The sequence below is a fragment of the Bifidobacterium hapali genome, from assembly GCF_002259755.1.
Taxonomy (GTDB): domain Bacteria; phylum Actinomycetota; class Actinomycetes; order Actinomycetales; family Bifidobacteriaceae; genus Bifidobacterium; species Bifidobacterium hapali.
This window is the reverse complement of sequence record NZ_MWWY01000023.1, coordinates 1-19968: the sequence shown is the minus strand read 5'-3', so window position 1 is coordinate 19968 and position 19968 is coordinate 1. Positions and strand designations below refer to the sequence as shown.

Sequence of the window (19968 nt, the reverse complement as noted above, 5' to 3'; positions counted from 1 at the left end):
GAACGCGAGCCGTGCCCGTGCACGACCGTTTTGGTATTCGTTGACGACCGTGGCGACCGTGACGACTATGACGACCGTAACTGAGCGCTATCTCTGTGTTTCTGCTGAGTTACGGTCGTCTTGGCCCCTTAAAAAGGCCGTAACTCAGCGCGTTTCGTACGATCCCGCTGAGTTACGGCCTTTGCGGGGCCTGAGAAAGGCCGTAACTCAGCAGAAAGGGAAGGACGATTGCCCTGTTACTTCCGTGCGCCCCAGATGGCGCGGTTGCCACCGATTGCTGAGAACGTGAGCGTCGGCCGGCCGTCGGTTTCGCGCGGCAGCACGGCGAATACGCCGGTATAGGTTATGCCGTCAATCGTGATCGCCACATCACTGTCACAGCAGCGTATGCCGGCCGTGGTTGCGCCGAGTAAACGCCATGATCCGCGAGAAACCGCACTATCAGCCAATCGCGACGCATCTGTCGTATCGGAACAATCAACTGTACTGCAGCTAGTTACGCGACCGTCCGGCTTCAATGTGATCGTTTCTGGCAGGTTGACGCCAACCCATGATCCGTCATCATTGCGCTCGCCGTTGAAGTATGTGCGCGGATTGTGGCGAACGAGTTCGTAGTCGCCGGCCAGTTCGATTGGATGATCGCTGGTCGATTCGACAGTCTGATCATCCAATTGCTCGGCCGATCGGCTGGCAGTCACCGCGCCGACGTTGTTCGCTGACGGCGGCATGGCAACGCTACCGCAGTATTCATATGGCGCAGCGGCCAGCCATCCGTCGGCGGTCGGCAGTAGTTCACGGATATGTGATTCGTAGTCGTTCTCATCACGGCCGACAAATCGCGTGTGATAGACAAGGAACAGCCGGCCATCTGAGCTGCGTGTGAGGACTGAGTTGTGTCCTTGTGAGACTTCGATATTGTGCTCGTCTGCTGGGCCACCGCTCCAGCAGACTGATGATGTGAGACGAATGCCAGTGTCTTTGCTGCAATTGTCGGGTATTTCACCGTTAGAAATCGCAGGATTACCGTTTTGATCGACATATGGTCCGACGAGATTGTTCGAGCGGAACAAGCGGATTTGGTATCCGCCGGTGCGGCCGAGCCAACCGTACGACATGAACAGATACCACCAGCCGTTATGGCGTACGAAATACGAGCCTTCGCCGGAATTCCAGTATCCACCAGCTACTTTAACGCCGTAGTACGGGTCCGCTGCATCGGGTACGAGCGGGTAGCGTACGCGATAGTCGCGCAAACCGGTAGCTGGGTCGAGCTTGAACATCCAGATGCCGCCGAACCATGAGCCGACGCTCATCCACATTTCGCCGTGCTCGCAGTGAATTGGCGCTGCATCAATCGCATTGATACGGGTATTCTTCAACGATGCATATCGTGATAAATCACCATGTGCAGCCTCTTCACCAAGCACGCGAGGCACGTCGGTGCGGTCCACATTATCCGGTGAAAAGCCTGAGTATACAACAGGACCAACGTACGTCCAGTCTCCATCAAGTCGATCGGCTGTGAGCAACACGATCACCGAGCGATACTCATGTCCATTGACGGACAAGTACATGCACCATTTGCGCATGACCTCATTCCATATCACGTCCGGCGCCCACATATTGCCGGCCAGATCTGGGTTTTCAGGCTGGCATGGCCAATCCTGCCAGATATCGCCAAGTACTGCGTATGGGTCGCGAGTCAAATTGTTTTCGAACGGCTCCCAATTGACGAGATCAGTACTACGCGCGAATTGACGGTGTGTGCCAACGATGTAATATGTGCCGTGGTCTTCAATAATCGCCGGATCGTGAATCTTGGCATGACGAGGCTGCATGAGATTGCTCGCGGAGTGCTCGCTACTCGCTCCATTCCCGTTTATTTCGTTCATTTCGTCCACTTTCAGACTCTCACTTACTTCTGCGAACCCCAAATGCATACATTCCCGCCGATCGCGGAGAATGTCATCACATTCTTGAGGTCTTTGTCGCGCGGCAGCTGGTCGAACGCGCCCTGATATGTCACGTCGCCAAGAGTAATGCTCATCTGATTCGTGCCGTCGTCAACGCTCCACGTACCGCTCTGGTCGCCGGTTACGGTGCCGTCGTCCTTGAGCGTGATATTCACTGCCTCATCCACACCCTTGTAATCGGTGCTGTCTTTGTCGGCGATGTTTGTTTTACCTTGGAAGAACGTATTTTGCGTGTGCGTCACCAGCTCGTAGTCGCCGGCGAGTGCAGACTTGTCATAGCCTTTCTTATTGGCTTTTACACCGGTGTATTCGTACGGCGCGGCCACAATCCATCCGTCTGCGGTGGACAGCATCTCGTGTACGCGTACTTCGTGTTCTTCGCCGCGGTTGGAGAATCGCGTGTGGTAAACGTTATATACGGTGCCGTCGTCGTCAACGAGCAGCGAATTGCCGCCCTGCGCGACTTCAACGTTGGTGTTATCGTTGCCACTCCATTTGATTGACGCCATGAGTCGCACACCGATATCCGACGTCCAATTGTTGGCGACGGACTTGGTATATACGGCCGGATTGCCGTTCTGATCGACGTACGGTCCGGTGATGTCTTTGGAGCGGAACATGCGCATCTGGTAGCCTGCGGTCTGCTGTAATCCGCCGTAAGATGCGAACAGATACCAGTATCCGTTGGTGTGCACGAGATACGAGCCTTCGCCGGAGTTACCGTAACCGCCGGCGAGTTTGACGCCGTAGTACTGATCGGACTTGTCTGGCACGGTTTCGTAGGTGGTTGTGTAGTCGCGCAATCCGGTGGCTGGGTCGAGTTTGAACATCCACAGACCGCCGAACCATGAGCCGAATGTCATCCACATGTCGCCGTTGTCGTCGGTTGCTACGCTTGGGTCGATTGCGTTGATTTCAGTGTCGCCTGGGGAGAGGTAACGGGTTGGTACTTCGTTGGTGCCGAGTACTTTGCCGACGTCGGTTTTGTCCATTGTATCGGTGCGGAATCCGGAGTAGACGACCGGTCCGACGTACGTCCAGTCGCCGCCGAGATGATCTGCCGTGAGCAGCACGATCACGGACTTATAGTTGGTGCCATTGACGGACATGTACATGCACCATTTTTTCATGGTTTCGTTGTACACGACTTCCGGCGCCCACATATTGCCGGTCAAATCGGAGTTGGCGGGTTGCTTGGGCCATTCTTCCCAGATGTCGCCGAGGATGTCTTTGAAGTCGGTGCTTAAGTTGTCGCTGAATGTTTCCCAGTTGACGAGATCTTTGCTTTTGTACCATGCGCGGTGCGAGCCGTAGATGTAGTAGGTGTCACCGTCTTTGGCGATGGTTGGGTCATGTGAAGAAGCTCGTTTGATGTCGGATACTTTGGATACGACTGCACCGCTCGATGATGCGCCGCCGGGCAGTGCGGAACATGCTGATATGGGGAGCAGCATGGTGATGGCTGCGGTGAGTGCGGCAATGCGGCGTACAAGTGGGTTTCTTCTCATAGGACTTCCTTTAAACGGACGGCGGTCGCCGAGTGCGCGGTATGAGTAGCGCTGAATACTGCATAGGTTGCAACAACATGCGTACGCATATCGGCGATTCTGTATAAACAGCATGTGCGACGCGACGATGAGTTTGTACATCGTTGTAAGTTTGAGTATACTGTACATCGTTGTAAAATTCAAATGACATGAAAGGCCGATGTCATGGAGGGCTCATATTCCCTGCTGTGCTACACCAGAATCCCCACGACACGCGATGAAGCGAACAATGAGGATATTGCCCTGAGCATGCACCTTGCGCTGCGTTCATCCATCAGCGGTGCATGGACTGCACTCAACGAAAATTACGGTATTTTCTTTGCTGCAGCAGTCCCGCGAGACGGTGTGCCGGCCGACGCGCGCACTGCCTGTACTGCCGCCGCACAATTATCGACCGAGCCAGCCGCACAAGGTGACATGTCATCGCAACCGTTAAGCGACGCACTGGCTTACCGTGCCGTCATGCCCGGCGTTGATATTGAATTCAAAAGTTTGCGCGATCCCTATCTCTTCCGACTCGCAGACGGACGTTTTGCGATCGTTGCCACGAGAACCGCTCGCGGCGGTGCATCAGACGGTTCCGAACGCTCGTCGTTTCTGCTTGCCGTGAGCCGCGATCTACTGTCGTACACGCGACTCGGCCAAGTTCATCTTGACACGACGGCCGGCGTACACGAACCGTCAGTTACGTTCGACACGGCAACGCAACAGTATGTCATTCGCTGGCAAAATGACGATGGACAGACTTGCGTTGCGTTTACAGACGATATCGTACGATCTGCTGAGCAGAGAACTGTACTGCCGACTGCGATCACGACTGACGATACTGCGATTGACAACGATGTAACGACCGCGTTCGCATCGGCTGACGCATCGACTGGTGTACCGACGCGAGACGCCACTATCCCCGGCCTCGGCCGTATTGTTCCTGGCAACGTCATCACTGTCAGCGATGCGGAAGCGAGTGCACTGATCGAACGGTTCGGTCGTATATACAATACCGGCGTGAGCTTGCCGGCGATGACCATACCGTCCACGCTTGTTGACGGCGAAGCGCGCGACTTGATCGGCTCGCTTGCTCGCACGACTGCGAAACTGCAGTATTCCGACGGATCAACTGCGATGCGTGCCGTGGACTGGAATGCAGATCAACTCGCAGCACTCGCAAACGACGCATCGGCGGGACAACTCAAGTCTGGCGAGCGCCGCACTATTCGTGGATATATCCGGCAAACAGTGCATCCAGTTCCCTTTGCGGTCGAACGTGCCGATCCGTCCGTGTTCGCGTGGAATTACAACGGTGAACAACTGTTCTTGTTTATCGCTACCGACGACACGGATGGCAATTGCATCGATCCCAACGGTGGTGCTACGCACATGCCGTTGCGCGTTGCATCGCGTATTGCCGATCTTGCCGATGCAAACGGCGGTCGCGATCGTGAGATCGACTTGCTCAAGTGCGGCGATCTCAATAGTGAAGGTCGTGCGATGACCGGCTGTTTCTGGGCGCCTGAACTGCATGTGATCGGCGGTCGACTGTCGGTACTGTTCATGCCATGCTTCGACGGCGAGCCGACCAATCCAGACGGAACCGCAAATAATCGCGCCGGCAAACCGGACATGTGGACTGGCAGTTGCCATATCATGCAGCTCAAGCAAACAGCAGACGGCCGCGATCTCGACCCGCGCAACCCAGCTAACTGGGATACTCCCGCACCAATTCTCACGTCGAGCGGCGGTCCGCTCAATCCAGTGCAACGTATCAGTCTCGACATGACCGTCATCCAAGATTCTGGCCGCTGGTACTATGCGTGGCAGCAGGTCGGCAGCGTGTGGATCGCGTCGTTCGACCCAGCTCAGCCAACGCGACTCACCAGCGAGCCGCGGCAAATCATCGTGCCAGAGTTTGCGTGGGACAACATGATTGCGGAAGGTCCGAACGCGGTTGTGCATGACGGTCGCATTTGGCTGATCTATTCAGGTTCGTTGGTTGGTATCGACTACACCACTGGTGTAGTGAGCGCGCCAGCAGGTCGTCGTGCTGATCTCACCGATCCGAGTACGTGGACGAAACTTGACTATCCGCTGCAAAAATCCGGAATTTACAACGATGAATGGCAGCTTGGTACTGGTCACGGCATGTGGTCGCACGACGAAGATGGCAATCTCATCTACGTGTTCCACAATGCCGAGTATGTCAACGGTCGGTACGGTGGACGCGATGCGCAAGTCCGCCGCGTCCACTGGTCGGCCGAAGGTATGCCGATTCTCGACATGCAGACCAACGAGGAACTCAATCCGGCCTATGCTGAGGTAACGATGGATATCACGGTGCGGTAAGTCTTACGGTTCGCTCGTCTCACGCGCGCAGACGAGCGAACCGCATACGATACGGCAGTAACAAGCCGCAACGCGCGATCTATCAGGCGACGAGAACAGAATATGGAGCAACCAATGGGCAGCAGTGTATCGAAAGACGACCATGTGGTGACGATGCGCGATGTAGCGAAAGCGGCTGGCGTATCGATCAAAACGGTGTCAAACGTGGTCAATGATTACGAATTTGTGTCGGATAAAACGCGAGCCAAAGTCAATGAAGCGATCGAACGGCTCGGCTATGTGATGAACGTGTCTGCGCGCAATCTGCGGCGCGGACGAACGGGCATTATCGGTCTGTCGATTCCTGATTTACAGATGCCGTATTTTGCGCAACTGTCGTCGCTGGTGATTGAAGAAGCGAAAAAAGTTGGGTTGCGCGTAATCGTTGAGCCGACGCTGTACTCGCGCGAAGGTGAGTTTGATGCGCTGCTCGGCTCCCAGCAAACCATGATGGACGGGTTGATTTACAGTCCGTTGCAGCTCGGAGTTGCTGATATTGAAGATATTAAGCTCGAATATCCGATGGTGCTGGTGGGTGAGCGTATTTTTACCGATCGATTCGATCATATTGCCACCGAAAATGTTGAAGGTGCCAAGCGTGCGACGCAATATTTATTGCAGATTGGCTGCAAGCGTGTGGCGGTGCTTGGTACGCATCCCGGCGAGGATATTGGTTCCGCATCGTTGCGATTGCAGGGTTACAAGGAGGCGCTTGAAGAGGCTGGTGTTGATTTTGACCCCCGTCTTGAGGCGCCGGTTGGTATGTGGCATCGTACCGATGGCGTGGAAGCGATGAACCATCTGCTCGATTCTGGCGCGCAGCCGGATGGCGTTGTGGCGTTGAACGATATGCTTGCGGCTGGTGCGATGCATGCGATTCAGATGCGTGGGCTTCGCGTACCGGATGATATTTCAGTGGTTGGTTTCGATAATTCTGACGATTCGCAGTATTTATCGCCGGCATTGACATCGATTTCGCCGGGGCTTGAGGCAGTGGCGCGACTGTCGGTGCGCGTGTTGAACGAGCGTATCGCCGGGCAGCATCCGCTCGGCAACGACACCGATGCGGCGGTATTCCGCAAAGTGTCCTCCACACTAGTCGTGCGCGATTCCACCCGTCAGCCCGCGGTGGCGTAGTCGATCTGTGATTTTCTTGTGGTGCAGATACCTTAAACTGTCGGGGACTGGGCTGCTAGTTCTGCAGCTCAGTCCACATCGTGCGTCGCACGAAGATCGGGATGATGGAACATCATCGCGCAGCCGCCGTATATTGTCATTGTTCCTGTTATTCGATGTGCTACGCACTCTTTTGCCAACTCGTCAATGAGTGTCATGAGCTCGCCGTGAGTCATTTCCATTGTAGTTCTCCCTGCGGTAGATACACGTTGAAGGTAAGAAAATCTGGGTCAGGTTGTGTGGCGGAACGATATATTTTGCGCAGGGGAGTCCACTGCTCGTCGAGGCGCAAATCAGATGCTGTAAGGTCCTGCTCGTTTGGCCAGTGTTGTTTGTAATACAGTCCGGACATGAACGCTCTCCACTCTTTGTTTGGCATACGTTTCAGGACGATGGATAAGTCATCGGGAGTGTTCTTGGAGCTAGAGGATGCGTAGGATTCCAACAATTCACGCATGCTGGCTGATATTGGAGGCCATGAGTCAGCTTTGTTGGTTTTGGCGTAGGTATTGATGGTTGTAATGAGATCTTCCATATGCAAGTTGCATGCGTCAAGAGTGGCCTGTTCCAATGGGCTGAGTATTAGCTGATATCCCATGTGCTCCGCAGCGGCTGATATTTTTCCGAACGCTGGGTCAATGCGGCCGTGGAGCGCACGCGATATTAGCGATTCGCTCAGGCCCGTGGATTGGGCTAATTGCGCCGCATTCATGCCGCTACGTTGCATAAGCTGCCGGAGAATATCAGATGATTGCATATATGCAAGATTATCATTGAGGTGGGATGTGCGTGTTGTGGGTGTTGGGTTGCTTGACGTTGGGGTAAAAGTTGCGTAATGGGGTGTATGCGGTATTGAGTTTAGTGGAGTGGTTATAACGATGGGATGGTGTTCAAGATAACGTTGCGGCGTTGCGGTGGTGTGGAGAAACGCCGAGTTGTTACAACGATGTAATTCTGTTATATTCATCGATGTAAAAATAGATTATCTGGATTGCCAAAGGACAAACAATGGCTGTTTACAACAATCCGATCGTGCTCCAGCGTGCGGACCCGTGGGTGCTCAACGTCAACGGTGAGTATTACTTCACTGGTTCCGACCCGGAATACAACACCATCGCCATCCGCCATGCGTCGACGATCAATGACTTGCAGCAGGCTCCGGAGACGGTAGTCTGGCGCAAGCACGAATCCGGTCCGTGCAGCAAGTACATTTGGGCCCCCGAACTCCATCGCGTAAATAACGCGTGGTACATCTACTTCGCTGGTGCGGAAACAGACTTTGAATCATCTGGCATGCCGACGCATCGTATGTTCGTGTTGGAAAACACCGATGACGACCCGACTTCCGACAACTGGGTAGAAAAGGGGCAGATCGTCACTCCGATCGACTCATTCTCGCTCGACGCAACCACCGAAGTGATCGATGGCGTGCAATACCTCGTTTGGGCGCAAAAAGATCCGGATATTCCCGGCAATTCCAACCTGTACATCGCTCCGATGGCAAATCCGTGGACACTTGCGGCCGACCCGGTGATGCTCACTAAGCCTGAATATGACTGGGAGTGCATTGATTTCCTTGTCAACGAAGGCCCGGCGTTCCTGTTCCACGATGACAAGATTTTCATTACCTATTCGGCGTCCGGTACTGGCGTGCCGTATGCGGTGGGCTTGTTGACTGCTGAACGTGGCAGCGACCTGATGGACCCGGCGAGCTGGACGAAGAGCCCGGTTCCGGTGTTTAAGACGTGCGCGCAGAACGGTCAGTATGGTCCGGGTCATAACTCGTTCACTAAGTCTGAAGATGGTACGCAAGATTTGATGATTTACCATGCTCGCAATTACACCGATATAAAGGGTGATCCGCTATTCGACCCGAATCGTCACGCTCGCGTTGGTGTGGTGAATTGGAATGCTGATGGTACACCTGATTTTGGTGTGCCTGAGCCGGATACACTGTGGACGCCGTCAACAACCGATGTGCTACCGCCTGACGGTGGTGAATTGGCGGGAACACCAGTCAATATCGCATCCTGAATAATCTGCGCGAGGCAGCGTGCCGAGTATTCTGCGTCAGAAGCTCGTTTACGATGTTCGTCGCACCCTTGGCGGCATACCGCCACGCGTATTAGTGTGTGGCAGAAAACGCTCGCTGAGCGGCTCTCAGTGAGCGAAAACCGCCACGCGTTGCGTGTTCGGCAGGCTGTGGGTTCGCGCATGAATACAACTCAATACGAAGAATGATCCATCCGCGTGTCGGATTTGTACAACGATGAAAATCGCTGTACAATCATTTACATCGTTGCAAACGAGCGCGGAGGCTCACCGATCCATCGGGCTGAAGGAAGTCGTTGCAGCCCGTCATCGCAGGCAACACAAAGCCTGACGCAAGTCAGGAGAAGTAATCAAAGGAGAAAACTATGCATATCAGGAAGCCACTTGCTGCCGGTATCGCACTAACGATGCTTGCCACGCTCGGACTTTCCGGCTGTGGAGAGCAGAAGAGCGAAACCAACGCTGACGGTAAGCCAGTTGTCAAGATCACGCTGATCAAGCGCAGCACTCAGATCGAAGCCAAGGAAATGAACCTCACCAAGGATCTCGAAGCCGCGTGCGACTGCGAAATCAAGTGGGAAGAAATCCTCGATACACAGTGGGCTCAGCAGGCTTCCACCGTGCTCGCCTCCGGCGACGTCGGCGACATCACCATCTGGGGCTACAATGCCGACAACTTCGCCCAGTACAACTACTGGGAAGACCTAAGCGACGATCTCGACCAGATGCCGAACGTCAAGGAATATTTCGACACGATTCCGGAAGCCAAGATGTTCGGCTCCGACCTCGAAGGCCACATCTGGCAGGTTCCGTCTGACTACGGCAACGCTTCCGGTGCGAAGTGGTCCAGCGGTCAGAACCTCATGATCAACAAGCAGTGGCTCGAAAAGCTCGGCCTTGAGGTTCCGAAGACATGGGATGACCTGACCAAGGTCCTCACCGCATTCAAGAACGACGACCCGAACGGCAACGGTGAAGCTGACGAAGTCCCGATGCTCATCAACCAGCTCGGCACCGCAGGCTTCGGCTGGTGGAGCCCGTTCCTGCTGCTCAACGGCACTGGTCAGAACACGCAGTTCACCACCGGCTCTGGCTCGCAGGGCATCTACGTCAAGGACGGTAAGGTCGGCAACTGGATGCTGTCTGACAACTTCCGTAAAGTCATCGAGTACTATCACTCCCTGATCGAAGCTGGCCTCATGCCGGCCGACGTGCTCACTCGTGACGCTTCACTCAACACTGCTGACATCTCCTCCGACGGCAAGACCGCTAAGGTCGGTCTGATCTACGGTTGGAACACTGGTAACTTTGGCGATCTGAAGGACGAGTACGAGTCCATCGAAGTTCCGGCTGCTCCGGGTGTCTCCTACGAGCAGACTACGTGGGAAGCTGAGATGCAGGATATTTACAACGGTGCAGCTGTCAAGGCTGGTCTTGATGACGCACACAAGACTGCTGCGCTCAAGATCATCGACAAGTTCCTCGATCCGGACATCTCGATGGAATCCTACTACGGCGATCTCGGCAAGTACATCGAGAACAAGGGTGACGGTGTTTACAACGTCATCAAGTTCCAGGATGATCTGTCCACCTTCGGCCTGGCTGACCGCGGTCTGACTTGGGTGCGCGAGAACATGAGCGTCACGGGCGATCAGGACAAGGTCCTCGCTGAGAAGGACGGCACTGTCTACAAGAACCAGCAGTCGCACATCGGCGAGAAGGATTTGATCCCGATGTACACTCGCCTGAGCTCCGAAGACAACACCACGGTGTCGAACAACAACTCGACTATCTGGAACTACGCTCTGCCGCTCATCTCCACGTGGATTCAGGACGGCGGTCTGACCGACGATGCTTGGAACACCTACATCGACACCCTCAAGAAGAGTGGTATCGAAGACAACATCGCCCTGTGGCAGAAGGCTTACGACGACACCATGAAGGCGTCCGAGTCCTGATCGGTCTAACGCTGGCTGCGAATGGGGGCTACCCCTAGCTCCAGCTAGCCAAACCTGAGAACCTTCCCTCATCACCTGAAGGCCCGTCCCACCGCTCCAACACGGCGGCGGTGGGGCGGGCCTTTCCATAGCATCACACTCAATCACTTTTCGGAAAGGACCACTATGGCTTCCGCAACCAAAGGCACGCATAGCGCCGAAGCCGTTGTATCCCAATCCAAGTCGAACCGTACCGGCAACGACATCCCAGACAACGACTACATCGCTCGTCACCGTCCACTTCCAGCCCGCATCGCAACTCACTTGAGCCGCTACTGGCAGCTGTGGGTCATGTCACTGCCGGCTATCGCCTTCATCACGCTGTTCGCCTACGTCCCGATGTACGGCATCCAGCTCGCCTTCCGCGAGTTCGTCCCCGGCAAAGGCTTGACCGGCGGCAAGTGGGTCGGCTTCAAATACTTCACCAAATTCTTTGAATCCCCACAGTTCTCCAGCCTGATCGTCAACACAATCCGCGTCTCCCTCGGAACGCTCGTACTCGGCTTCATCGCGCCGATCATCCTCGCACTACTCATCAACCAAATCGGCGGCAAACGCACCAAGTCGTTCGTGCAGACAATCACGTACATGCCGCACTTCATCTCCACCGTGGTCATCGTCTCGATGATCAACATTTTCTTCGCTCCGAACTCCGGCATGATCGGCCGTTTCCTCGGCAAAACCAGCATCCTCGGCAATCCGGACGCGTTCGCACCAATCTACTGGCTCACCGAAGTCTGGCAGCACGTCGGCTGGAACTCAATCATCTACCTTGCTGCGCTCGCCGGTGTAGACACTGCGCTGTACGAAGCCGCGAAAATCGACGGCGCTGGCCGACTTCAGCTCATCCGATACGTTGACATCCCGACTATTCTGCCGACTTGCGGCATCCTGCTCATCTTGAACATGGGCGGCGTGCTCGGCGTCGGTTTCGAGAAGGTCTACCTGATGCAGAACTCGCTGAACCTGTCCGGTTCGGAAGTCCTCTCGACCTTCGTGTACAAGATGGGTCTTGTCTCTAACCAGTACAGTTATTCGACCGCTATCGGCTTGTTCAATACGGTGATCAACTTCGCGTTCCTCATCGCTGCGAACGCGATCGCCAAGCGTGCGTCCAACACCAGCATCTTCTGATGCCTACGGAACTGAATCGTTCAAGAAAGGATTGTCATCATGAGTGCATCCGCGATCGCGCCGAAGGCATCGTCAAGCGCTGATATCCCGTTCAACCCCAAAGTTCGTCAGAAGAAGCAGCCGATGGACTGGGTGGTCGACATTACTATTGCCGCCATTATCGTGCTGGTTGTTGCGGTGACGATTTACCCGCTATGGTTTATCGTAATCGCCAGTATTTCCAACGCTGGACTTGTTTCGCAAGGTCAAGTTACGCTGTTCCCGCGCGGTATCAATATCAACGGTTACATCAAGGTGCTGCAAGAGCCGCGTATTTGGATCGGCTATCGTAACACTATTCTGTACTCGGTGGTTGGTACTGCGGTCAACATGCTCGTTACGCTGCCGGTTGGTTTCGCACTGTCTCGCCGCGAGTTTAAGCCGCGCCGCATTATCCTGTTCCTGTTCACGTTCACGATGTTCTTCTCCGGCGGCCTGATCCCGGGCTACCTGCTTGCCAAGGACCTCGGTATTTTGAACACGATGTGGGTGTTCATTCTGCCCGGTGCGGTTTCCGTGTACAACGTGATTATTGTGCGCTCGTTCTTTGAATCGTCAATTCCAGAAGAACTGCATGATGCGGCGCAGATTGACGGTTTGAGCTACTTCCGTTACTTCCTGAAGATTGTGCTGCCGCTATCTTCCGCGATTATCGGTGTGATCGCGCTGTACTACTTCGTGGGCCACTGGAACGACTACTTCACGGGTCTTATTTACATTCGCGATCAGAATAAGCAGCCGTTGCAGGTGATTTTGCAGAACATTCTGCTTGCGAACCAGGTCACCACGTCTGGCGGTGGTTCGAGTAACGGCCAGTCGATGATCGAGCGTCAGCAGCTCGCTGATTCGATCAAGTACGGTATCATCATCGTCTCCACGCTTCCGCTGCTCGTGATCTACCCCTTCCTGCAAAAGTACTTCACCAAGGGTGTCATGATCGGAGCCGTCAAGGGCTGAGCCGTTAAGCGGACAGTCCGGTGGGCTTCCGACTGTGCTCGGTATAGGGCAGCGGCAATATGGGCGAATCCGCTCCGTACTTTGCTCTGTTACTTGCTGGTTGTGGTTCCTATCGGCGGGTAATTGAGCAGAAGATGGTGCCGAATACGTGCAGTTAATGCTGTGCCGATTATGCACCACCTCTTGCGGGACTGCGACATGGTTTTCCTTCTTTCCCATGTCGCAGTCCCGTTTGTTATACGCGTGTATAGACGTGTTCGTGCGTCGCTTATCCGCTGGCCATCCCAGTAATTGCTATACTTCCCGGTCGGGGTTTCTGTCGCAGTAGTCATGTTGCTCGAGCGTGCCAGATGAGCAACATATACTGCCGCGATTGCGCAAACCTCGATCGGGATTTTGCTATGCAGTATGTCTACACAGTATGTTTCCGCCGATATTTCGAGCATAAGTGCGCGCAATAACGGGACCTGCGCGCACTTACGCTCGAAATATCGCCCAAAATCCAGCGTAACTGCGCGCACCCTTCGTTATTGCGCGCACTTACGCTCGTTTTCCGCAGCTTCCGTAGCAATAACGGCACGTTATGGTTGTAATGCGTTGACCTGTCACAAAGTAATCTCGCATATTGTTGTTTTCGTGTGAAATAGGTGATTTCCATATTGTTGTTTTCGTGTAATATCTACAGTATCTGTACTGTTGTTTTCGTGTAGAAAGGTGGTGTGAATTATGTTAAGAAGAAAGATGCTTGACAAGCTCATCTCGTGGAAAACTAAGTCACAAGGTCGTGAAGCGCTACTTATTGAAGGTGCGCGGCGAGTTGGTAAGAGTACCATAGTTGAGGAGTTTGGGCGAACTCAATATCGATCGTATATCCTTGTTGATTTTGCTCGTTTACCTCGTGACATACGAGATGTGTTCGATAATCAACGTGACGACTTGGATACGTTTTTTCTCATGCTATCTGCGTACTATCGCACCAAACTGGTGCGTCGCGAATCGCTCATTATTTTCGATGAAGTACAGCAGTATCCGCAAGCGCGTGAAATGATCAAATATTTAGTGGCTGATGGTCGGTATGACTATGTGGAAACCGGATCATTGATCTCTATTAAAAAGAACGTTGCTGATATTGTCATTCCTTCCGAGGAGCGGAAGCTGGACATGGGACCTCTCGATTTTGAAGAGTTCTGCTGGGCAATGAGCGAAGAATTACTTGCGGATGCTATTCGCGGTGCATTTGAATCGTTAACTGCGTTACCTGATGCGTTGCATAAACGTGCGGCACGATTATGGAGAGAGTACCTTTTGGTTGGAGGCATGCCTCAAGCTGTTGTGTCTTATGTGGAACACCGCGATTTTGGGGATGTTGATGATATTAAGCGTGGAATTTTGCAGCTTTATAGTGATGATATTGGTAAGTTTGCGGGTGGCGATGCAGCTCGTGTGCGTGGAATTTTCGCACAGGTTCCCGGTCAGCTGTCCAAACACGAGAAGCGGTTTATGCTCTCGTCGATCGATGTGGCTGCTCGCATGCGTGAATATGATGCGGCATTTTTCTGGTTGGAGGATGCACGATTAGTAAATATTTGCCGTAATGCAACTGACCCTACGGTAGGACTTGGGCTCTATGCAGACAGTAGGTCGTTTAAATGCTATCTCGCTGATACGGGATTGCTAGTCTCACAAATATTCGCTGACCGAGAAACGACTACGGATGATGTGTACCGCGATATTTTGTTTGGCAAATTAGCAATCAATGAGGGAATGTTTACAGAAAATGCGGTTGCTCAACAGTTGCGTGCCAATGGACGCGCACTTTATTTTTTCTCACGTAATAATCGTGAGGATGCAACGAGAACAATGGAAATAGATTTCCTGATTGTACGTGATTATGATAATGCTGCTCTGAAACCGCGTATAAGTCCGATTGAAGTGAAATCAACGAAGCGATACGGAGTTTCATCTCTTGATAAATTCCGCAATCTGTATGGCAGTAAACGACTTGGCAAGGAATATGTACTACATCCGAGGCAACTGGAGGTCGAAGGTGAGCGTGTTCGATTGCCGCTTTATATGGCGCACTGTTTGTAGTGAGGATTAATCCAATGGCAATGTTTCCGCAGCAAAACGCCGACGATATATCGCGATATATCGTGTTATAGTGAATGTTGTGAACGCGATATATCGCGAAATACGAATGTGATGAGTGTTGTTTACGCATTGCGATGTATCGAGCGGCAGTCAATCGATCAGTGGCGAACGGAAGGAGTCACGATGACGCAGGGAACTGAATACGCCGATCGCAACGATACGAACGATAAGACAAGCGGCAGTACGTCTGACGCAACGAACGACGAAGCGAACGATACAGCTGACACTGAGGCCAGCGATGGAATCGGCACTGAAGCTCGTGATTACAACCATGCCGGCGAACGTTGGATAGTTGAAGAAGGCGACAACACCACCTTCGACATCGACGATATACGCGAGCTGTGCGTCGCTGTTGTCAAAGGTCGCATCGATGTGATCGGCCACGACGATCCCGGTTGCCGTCTGGAAGTCTCCAACGTAATCGGACTGCCGGTCGAAGTCACTGTCAACAACGGCAAGCTTGTCGTGCGTGACTTTGACGACAGTCAATCAATAAACATGAACGTATCAACGTCCAACCCATTCGCAGCATTCCGCGCCATTCGCTCGCTGCTCAAACACGGCGACCTCTCTGCAGGAACATCAGGCAATGACCGCGCAAGTGCCGATATCAGCCTGCTCGTGCCGCGCGACGTAGCTGCAACTATTTCCTCAGTCAAAGGCGACGTGCTGATCGGTGGCATGACGAACGGCGCCAAGCTCGACACCGTTTCCGGCACGTTGCTCGCCGACAATGTATCCGGCAGACTCAAACTCAACAGTGTGTCTGGCCGAGTTGAAGCGCGCAACCATCACGGTTCCGTGGTAGCGGACACCGTAAGTGGTGACGTGGTTGTCAGTGGTGACTGTACGGCGATCAAAGTCGACGCGGTCAGTGGCAAGCTGTATGCGGACGTGTTTGGCTCGCCGGAAGCGATTCGATACCACTCAATGAACGGCAGTGCGGTCATTCGACTCGACCCTGACGTGCGCGTACGTTGCCGCGCAGATGCGATGAGCGGGAAGGTTGAGATCGGCGGAACCGTGCGTAAACTGCGTGGTCGATTCGACTATCAAGACGGTCCGGCGGATGGCTTAGCGGACGGTCCGGTGACGACGATTCGGTTCGATGCGATGAATGGCAAACTGAAGATCGTACGACGTGCGGCTAGTGACACGGCTGATGTTGCGCAAGCCACGAGCGGCGATCGTGTGGCTGATGACGCGGTCAACTACGACTCCAATGAGAAGGCGTAAGTATGGCTGCTCCGATTTTTGCGCACGGTCAAATGCGCCTGTATCTGCTGTCATTGCTCGCTGAATCGCCGATGCATGGGTACGAACTCATGCAAGCCATTGAGCAACGGTTCGACGGTGCGTACATTCCCAGTGCCGGCACTATTTATCCGCGCCTTGCCAAACTCGCCGACGATGGTTTGATCACGAAAGAAACAGTCGGTCGCAAAACTGTTTACGCGATCACTGATGCCGGCCGTGCAGAGTTGGTTGCTCGTCGAAACGAAACTGATCAGCTGGAATCAGACATTGACTCATCTGTCCGCAGGCTTGCTGATCAAATGCGCGTAGACGTGCGCAATTCGATGCGCTCGCTGAAAGATGATCTTACGTTCGCATCGTCAGTTGCGACGTCGACTGAATCGTCGTCTGGATCGTTGCGGTCCGCATCGTCGACCACGATGAACAATGACGAACTCAACCGATTAACAGGCAGTACAGCAGCGTATCGCAACGTGACAGACGAGCCGGTTATCATCGCAGCAGAACGTACACTGAACCGGTTCAGTCACGACTTGCGCGACGTACTGCGCGCGGCCGATGCAGCTGGCACGCTCACTGCGGACATGGTGCGCGAACTCGGTGACGATCTCGATACGTTTGTTGATCACGTACGCAGCGTAACTGCGCGCAATAACGAGGGGTGCGCGCACTTACGCTGAAAAATCAGTCCAAAATCCAGCGTAACTGCGCGCGAGCCTCGGTATTGCGCGCAGTTACGCTTGCTTTCCTTGCTTTGCTGTGCGAAAACGTCCTGTAGTGAATCCGAAATCTGCGCAACCCGTGATATTGCGGCGTCTTATGTCGCAACCTCTCACGGGTCCTGCGCCACGTCCCGATAACGCGGCAGAATGGGGCCTATGACTGAACCCGAAAACGCTGCACAATCCGCAGCACAAGAAACCAAAAACGACAAGCCCACGCTGCCGAAAGACGTACGCGTGCGCTTCTGCCCGTCGCCAACCGGAACGCCGCACGTCGGCATGGTCCGCACCGCCCTGTTCAACTGGGCTGAAGCTCGCGCCACCGGCGGCAAACTGATCTTCCGCATCGAGGATACCGACGCGGCGCGCGACTCCGAGGAAAGCTACAACCAGATTCTCGAAGCCCTGCGCTGGCTCGGCATTGACTGGGACGAGGGTATCGACGTCGGTGGTCCGCACGGCCCGTACCGTCAGTCCGAGCGCACTGATATTTATAAGGACGTCGCCGCCAAGCTGCTCGCCGCTGGTTATGCGTACGAATCGTATTCCACGCCGGAAGAAATCAAGGAACGCAACCTTGCCGCCGGTCGCCCGGCCGAATTCGGCTACGATGGCTACGATCGTGACCTGACCGAGGAACAGAAGGCTGCGTTCCGTGCCGAAGGTCGCAAGCCCGCGTTGCGCATCCGCATGCCCGACGAGGATATCGCGTTCGACGATCTAATCCGCGGTCGTATTGAGTTCAAGGCTGGTTCTGTGCCGGATTACGTGATCGTGCGTCCGAACGGCGACGCACTGTACACGCTCACCAACCCAGTCGACGACGCGCTCATGGAGATCAACGTCGTGCTACGTGGCGAGGACCTCCTGAGCTCCACCCCGCGTCAGATCGTGCTGTACCGCTATCTCGAGGCGCTCGGCATCGCTAAGACCACGCCGCTGTTCGGCCACATGCCGTACGTGATGGGTCAGGGTAACAAGAAGCTGTCCAAGCGTGACCCAGAGTCGAACCTGTTCAACCACCGCGACGCCGGCTTCATTCGTGAAGGTCTGCTCAACTATCTTGCGCTGCTCGGCTGGTCGATTGCGCCCGACCGCGACGTGTTCTCCATGCAGGAGATGATCGAAAAGTTCGACGTGCGCGACGTGAAGGCTAACCCGGCGCGTTTCGATCTGGATAAGGCGATTTCGATTAACGCTGAGCATATTCGTATGCTTGACGCTGATGATTTCCTGCGTCGTTCGGTGCCATACCTGCATCGCGATGGCGTGGTGTCGGCTGATTCGTGGGATGCGCTGACCGAGCGCGAGCAGGCTGTGCTGACTGCTGCGGCGCCGCTCGTGCAGCCGCGCGTGCGACTGCTGGGCGAAGTGGCTGGCATGGTTGGCTCGCTGCTGTCGACCGATGGCTATATTGAGCCGGATGACGACGCGCGCAAGCAGCTCAAGGATTCCGCAGGTGCGGTGCTCGACTTGGCGGTTGCGACGCTTGAAGGTGTGTCTGAGGCTGACTGGAAGACTGACTTCCTGCATGAGACACTGAACAAGGCGCTGGTGGAAGACGGTGGATACAAGCCGCGTCTGGCGTTTGGTCCGGTGCGTGTGGCCATGTCTGGTCGTCGCGTGTCGCCGCCGCTGTTCGAGTCGATGGAGATCGTCGGCCGCGAGGTGTCGCTGGCTCGCTTGCGCGGACTGCGCGAGCATCTGTGACCGCTGAGGGAGTGATTCGTTTTTATCGTGGCTCTCTTTGTTAGGACAGCATTGTAAAGCAAACAGTAAGGTTGTTTGTAGATACTGACTGAGGGGTAGTTGCACGGGTTGGATATTCCAAGGGCGCGGCTACCCCTCAGACTGTTTTGTTGGGGGGGTGTTCCTATGTTTTTGTCAACCGTGTGAGGGGTTGACGTGTCGCATTCTGGTTGGTTGTGGTGGGCGTGCTTCGCTTTGGCCTTGGCGATTCGTTGCCGTAGCCGGTGTTTGTGTTTTGTTCAGGCGGCGAGGGTTTGTTCCTGGTAGAGGGTGCCGTTCTTGAGCATGCTGTAGATCACGTCGCAGCGGCGTCGGGCGAGGCAGATGATGGCGGCGTTGTGGTGTTTGCCTTGTCCTCGTTTGCGTTTGTAGTAGGCGATGGATGGCGGGTGTTTAGTGGAGGCGACAAACGCAGACTGCCATAGTGCGTTCTTGAGGCGTTTGTTGCCGCCCCGGGCGGGGTGTTCGCCTTTGATGCTGGTGCCGGATTGGCTGGTGATGGGCGCGATGCCGGCGTACGCGGCGAGGTGGGCCGCGTTTTTGAAGTTCGAGATGTTCCCGCCGATTGCGAGGAGGATGTTGCTTGCGGTCCTGGCGCCTATCCCGGGCATCGACGTCAGGACCGTGAGAAGAGGGTGATCGTTGAGGAGCTCCTCGACCTGCGAGGCGAGGTTGCGGCGCCGGTCCTTGATCTGTTTGATGTCGCGGGCGATCGAGGGGATGATGGTCTCGGCCATGTCGGTGCCGGGTACGGTAACGGTCTGTTCACCGATGGCCTTGAACATGTCGTCGATGATGCGTCCGGCACGTATCCCCTTGTCCTTGGCCCATCGTC

The 19968-nt window shown here is 54.6% G+C and carries 15 protein-coding genes; 10 read left to right on the top strand and 5 right to left on the bottom strand.

Going from position 1 to position 19968, the window contains the following annotated elements; all coding sequences use genetic code 11:
* Nucleotides 1–236: 236 nt before the first annotated feature.
* Both BHAP_RS05605 and BHAP_RS05600 read right to left on the bottom strand, forming a co-directional pair.
* Nucleotides 237–1892: a glycoside hydrolase family 43 protein gene (locus BHAP_RS05605; protein WP_094729766.1), complete on the bottom strand. Its 1656-nt coding sequence runs from the start codon at nucleotides 1890–1892 to the stop codon at nucleotides 237–239.
* Between the two features lie 23 nt (nucleotides 1893–1915).
* Nucleotides 1916–3481 carry a glycoside hydrolase family 43 protein gene (locus BHAP_RS05600; protein WP_094729765.1) on the bottom strand — a complete coding sequence of 522 codons (1566 nt, stop codon included), beginning with the start codon at nucleotides 3479–3481 and terminating at the stop codon, nucleotides 1916–1918.
* A gap of 204 nt (nucleotides 3482–3685) precedes the next feature.
* On the opposite strand from BHAP_RS05600, the gene BHAP_RS05595 reads away from it, so the two are divergent.
* Nucleotides 3686–5860, top strand: a complete 2175-nt coding sequence (locus tag BHAP_RS05595) for a family 43 glycosylhydrolase (RefSeq protein ID WP_094729764.1) — start codon at nucleotides 3686–3688, stop codon at nucleotides 5858–5860.
* Nucleotides 5861–5974: 114 nt separating this feature from the next.
* Nucleotides 5975–7036: a LacI family DNA-binding transcriptional regulator gene (locus BHAP_RS05590; protein WP_420807717.1), complete on the top strand. Its 1062-nt coding sequence runs from the start codon at nucleotides 5975–5977 to the stop codon at nucleotides 7034–7036.
* A 68-nt stretch (nucleotides 7037–7104) separates the two neighbouring features.
* Here BHAP_RS05590 and BHAP_RS11630 read toward each other — a convergent pair whose 3' ends face one another.
* Nucleotides 7105–7257 carry a hypothetical protein gene (locus tag BHAP_RS11630; RefSeq protein ID WP_158216440.1) on the bottom strand — a complete coding sequence of 51 codons (153 nt, stop codon included), beginning with the start codon at nucleotides 7255–7257 and terminating at the stop codon, nucleotides 7105–7107.
* Entirely contained in the window at nucleotides 7248–7832 is a 585-nt protein-coding gene (locus tag BHAP_RS05585; RefSeq protein WP_158216439.1) for a helix-turn-helix domain-containing protein, read from the bottom strand. The genes BHAP_RS11630 and BHAP_RS05585 overlap by 10 nt, the downstream gene beginning before the upstream one ends.
* Before the next feature lie 251 nt (nucleotides 7833–8083).
* Between BHAP_RS05585 and BHAP_RS05580 the strand changes: the two genes are divergently transcribed.
* The 8 genes from BHAP_RS05580 (at nucleotide 8084) to gltX (ending at nucleotide 19094) form a co-directional block, all read left to right on the top strand.
* Entirely contained in the window at nucleotides 8084–9109 is a 1026-nt protein-coding gene (locus BHAP_RS05580) for a glycoside hydrolase family 43 protein (protein WP_094729761.1), read from the top strand.
* A 383-nt stretch (nucleotides 9110–9492) separates the two neighbouring features.
* Nucleotides 9493–11085, top strand: coding sequence for an extracellular solute-binding protein (locus tag BHAP_RS05575; RefSeq protein WP_094729760.1), 1593 nt, complete (start codon nucleotides 9493–9495; stop codon nucleotides 11083–11085).
* A gap of 165 nt (nucleotides 11086–11250) precedes the next feature.
* A complete protein-coding gene (locus BHAP_RS05570) occupies nucleotides 11251–12258 on the top strand; it encodes an ABC transporter permease (protein ID WP_094729759.1) in 1008 nt (335 codons plus the stop codon).
* A gap of 39 nt (nucleotides 12259–12297) precedes the next feature.
* Nucleotides 12298–13254, top strand: a complete 957-nt coding sequence (locus BHAP_RS05565) for a carbohydrate ABC transporter permease (protein WP_094729758.1) — start codon at nucleotides 12298–12300, stop codon at nucleotides 13252–13254.
* Nucleotides 13255–13980: 726 nt separating this feature from the next.
* Nucleotides 13981–15345: an ATP-binding protein gene (locus BHAP_RS05560; protein WP_094729757.1), complete on the top strand. Its 1365-nt coding sequence runs from the start codon at nucleotides 13981–13983 to the stop codon at nucleotides 15343–15345.
* 183 nt (nucleotides 15346–15528) lie between these two features.
* Nucleotides 15529–16641: a DUF4097 family beta strand repeat-containing protein gene (locus tag BHAP_RS05555; RefSeq protein ID WP_094729756.1), complete on the top strand. Its 1113-nt coding sequence runs from the start codon at nucleotides 15529–15531 to the stop codon at nucleotides 16639–16641.
* A gap of 2 nt (nucleotides 16642–16643) precedes the next feature.
* Complete coding sequence (locus tag BHAP_RS05550; RefSeq protein ID WP_094729755.1) at nucleotides 16644–17342, top strand: PadR family transcriptional regulator; 699 nt, start codon at nucleotides 16644–16646, stop codon at nucleotides 17340–17342.
* A gap of 189 nt (nucleotides 17343–17531) precedes the next feature.
* A complete protein-coding gene (gltX, locus tag BHAP_RS05545) occupies nucleotides 17532–19094 on the top strand; it encodes a glutamate--tRNA ligase (RefSeq protein ID WP_420807716.1) in 1563 nt (520 codons plus the stop codon).
* A 278-nt stretch (nucleotides 19095–19372) separates the two neighbouring features.
* Here the strand turns inward: gltX and BHAP_RS05540 are convergent.
* On the bottom strand, nucleotides 19373–19968 hold a 596-nt coding region (locus BHAP_RS05540), incomplete at its 5' end, for a transposase (RefSeq protein ID WP_143248743.1).

Excerpts from the sequence above, each read along its gene's own strand:
- BHAP_RS05605 (WP_094729766.1), bottom strand. The coding sequence starts at position 1,892 with ATGAACGAAATAAACGGGAATGGAGCGAGTAGCGAGCACTCCGCGAGC.
- BHAP_RS05600 (WP_094729765.1), bottom strand. The coding sequence starts at position 3,481 with ATGAGAAGAAACCCACTTGTACGCCGCATTGCCGCACTCACCGCAGCC.
- BHAP_RS05595 (WP_094729764.1), top strand. The coding sequence starts at position 3,686 with ATGGAGGGCTCATATTCCCTGCTGTGCTACACCAGAATCCCCACGACA.
- BHAP_RS05590 (WP_420807717.1), top strand. The coding sequence starts at position 5,975 with ATGGGCAGCAGTGTATCGAAAGACGACCATGTGGTGACGATGCGCGAT.
- BHAP_RS11630 (WP_158216440.1), bottom strand. The coding sequence starts at position 7,257 with ATGGAAATGACTCACGGCGAGCTCATGACACTCATTGACGAGTTGGCA.
- BHAP_RS05585 (WP_158216439.1), bottom strand. The coding sequence starts at position 7,832 with ATGCAATCATCTGATATTCTCCGGCAGCTTATGCAACGTAGCGGCATG.
- BHAP_RS05580 (WP_094729761.1), top strand. The coding sequence starts at position 8,084 with ATGGCTGTTTACAACAATCCGATCGTGCTCCAGCGTGCGGACCCGTGG.
- BHAP_RS05575 (WP_094729760.1), top strand. The coding sequence starts at position 9,493 with ATGCATATCAGGAAGCCACTTGCTGCCGGTATCGCACTAACGATGCTT.
- BHAP_RS05570 (WP_094729759.1), top strand. The coding sequence starts at position 11,251 with ATGGCTTCCGCAACCAAAGGCACGCATAGCGCCGAAGCCGTTGTATCC.
- BHAP_RS05565 (WP_094729758.1), top strand. The coding sequence starts at position 12,298 with ATGAGTGCATCCGCGATCGCGCCGAAGGCATCGTCAAGCGCTGATATC.
- BHAP_RS05560 (WP_094729757.1), top strand. The coding sequence starts at position 13,981 with ATGTTAAGAAGAAAGATGCTTGACAAGCTCATCTCGTGGAAAACTAAG.
- BHAP_RS05555 (WP_094729756.1), top strand. The coding sequence starts at position 15,529 with ATGACGCAGGGAACTGAATACGCCGATCGCAACGATACGAACGATAAG.
- BHAP_RS05550 (WP_094729755.1), top strand. The coding sequence starts at position 16,644 with ATGGCTGCTCCGATTTTTGCGCACGGTCAAATGCGCCTGTATCTGCTG.
- gltX (WP_420807716.1), top strand. The coding sequence starts at position 17,532 with ATGGGGCCTATGACTGAACCCGAAAACGCTGCACAATCCGCAGCACAA.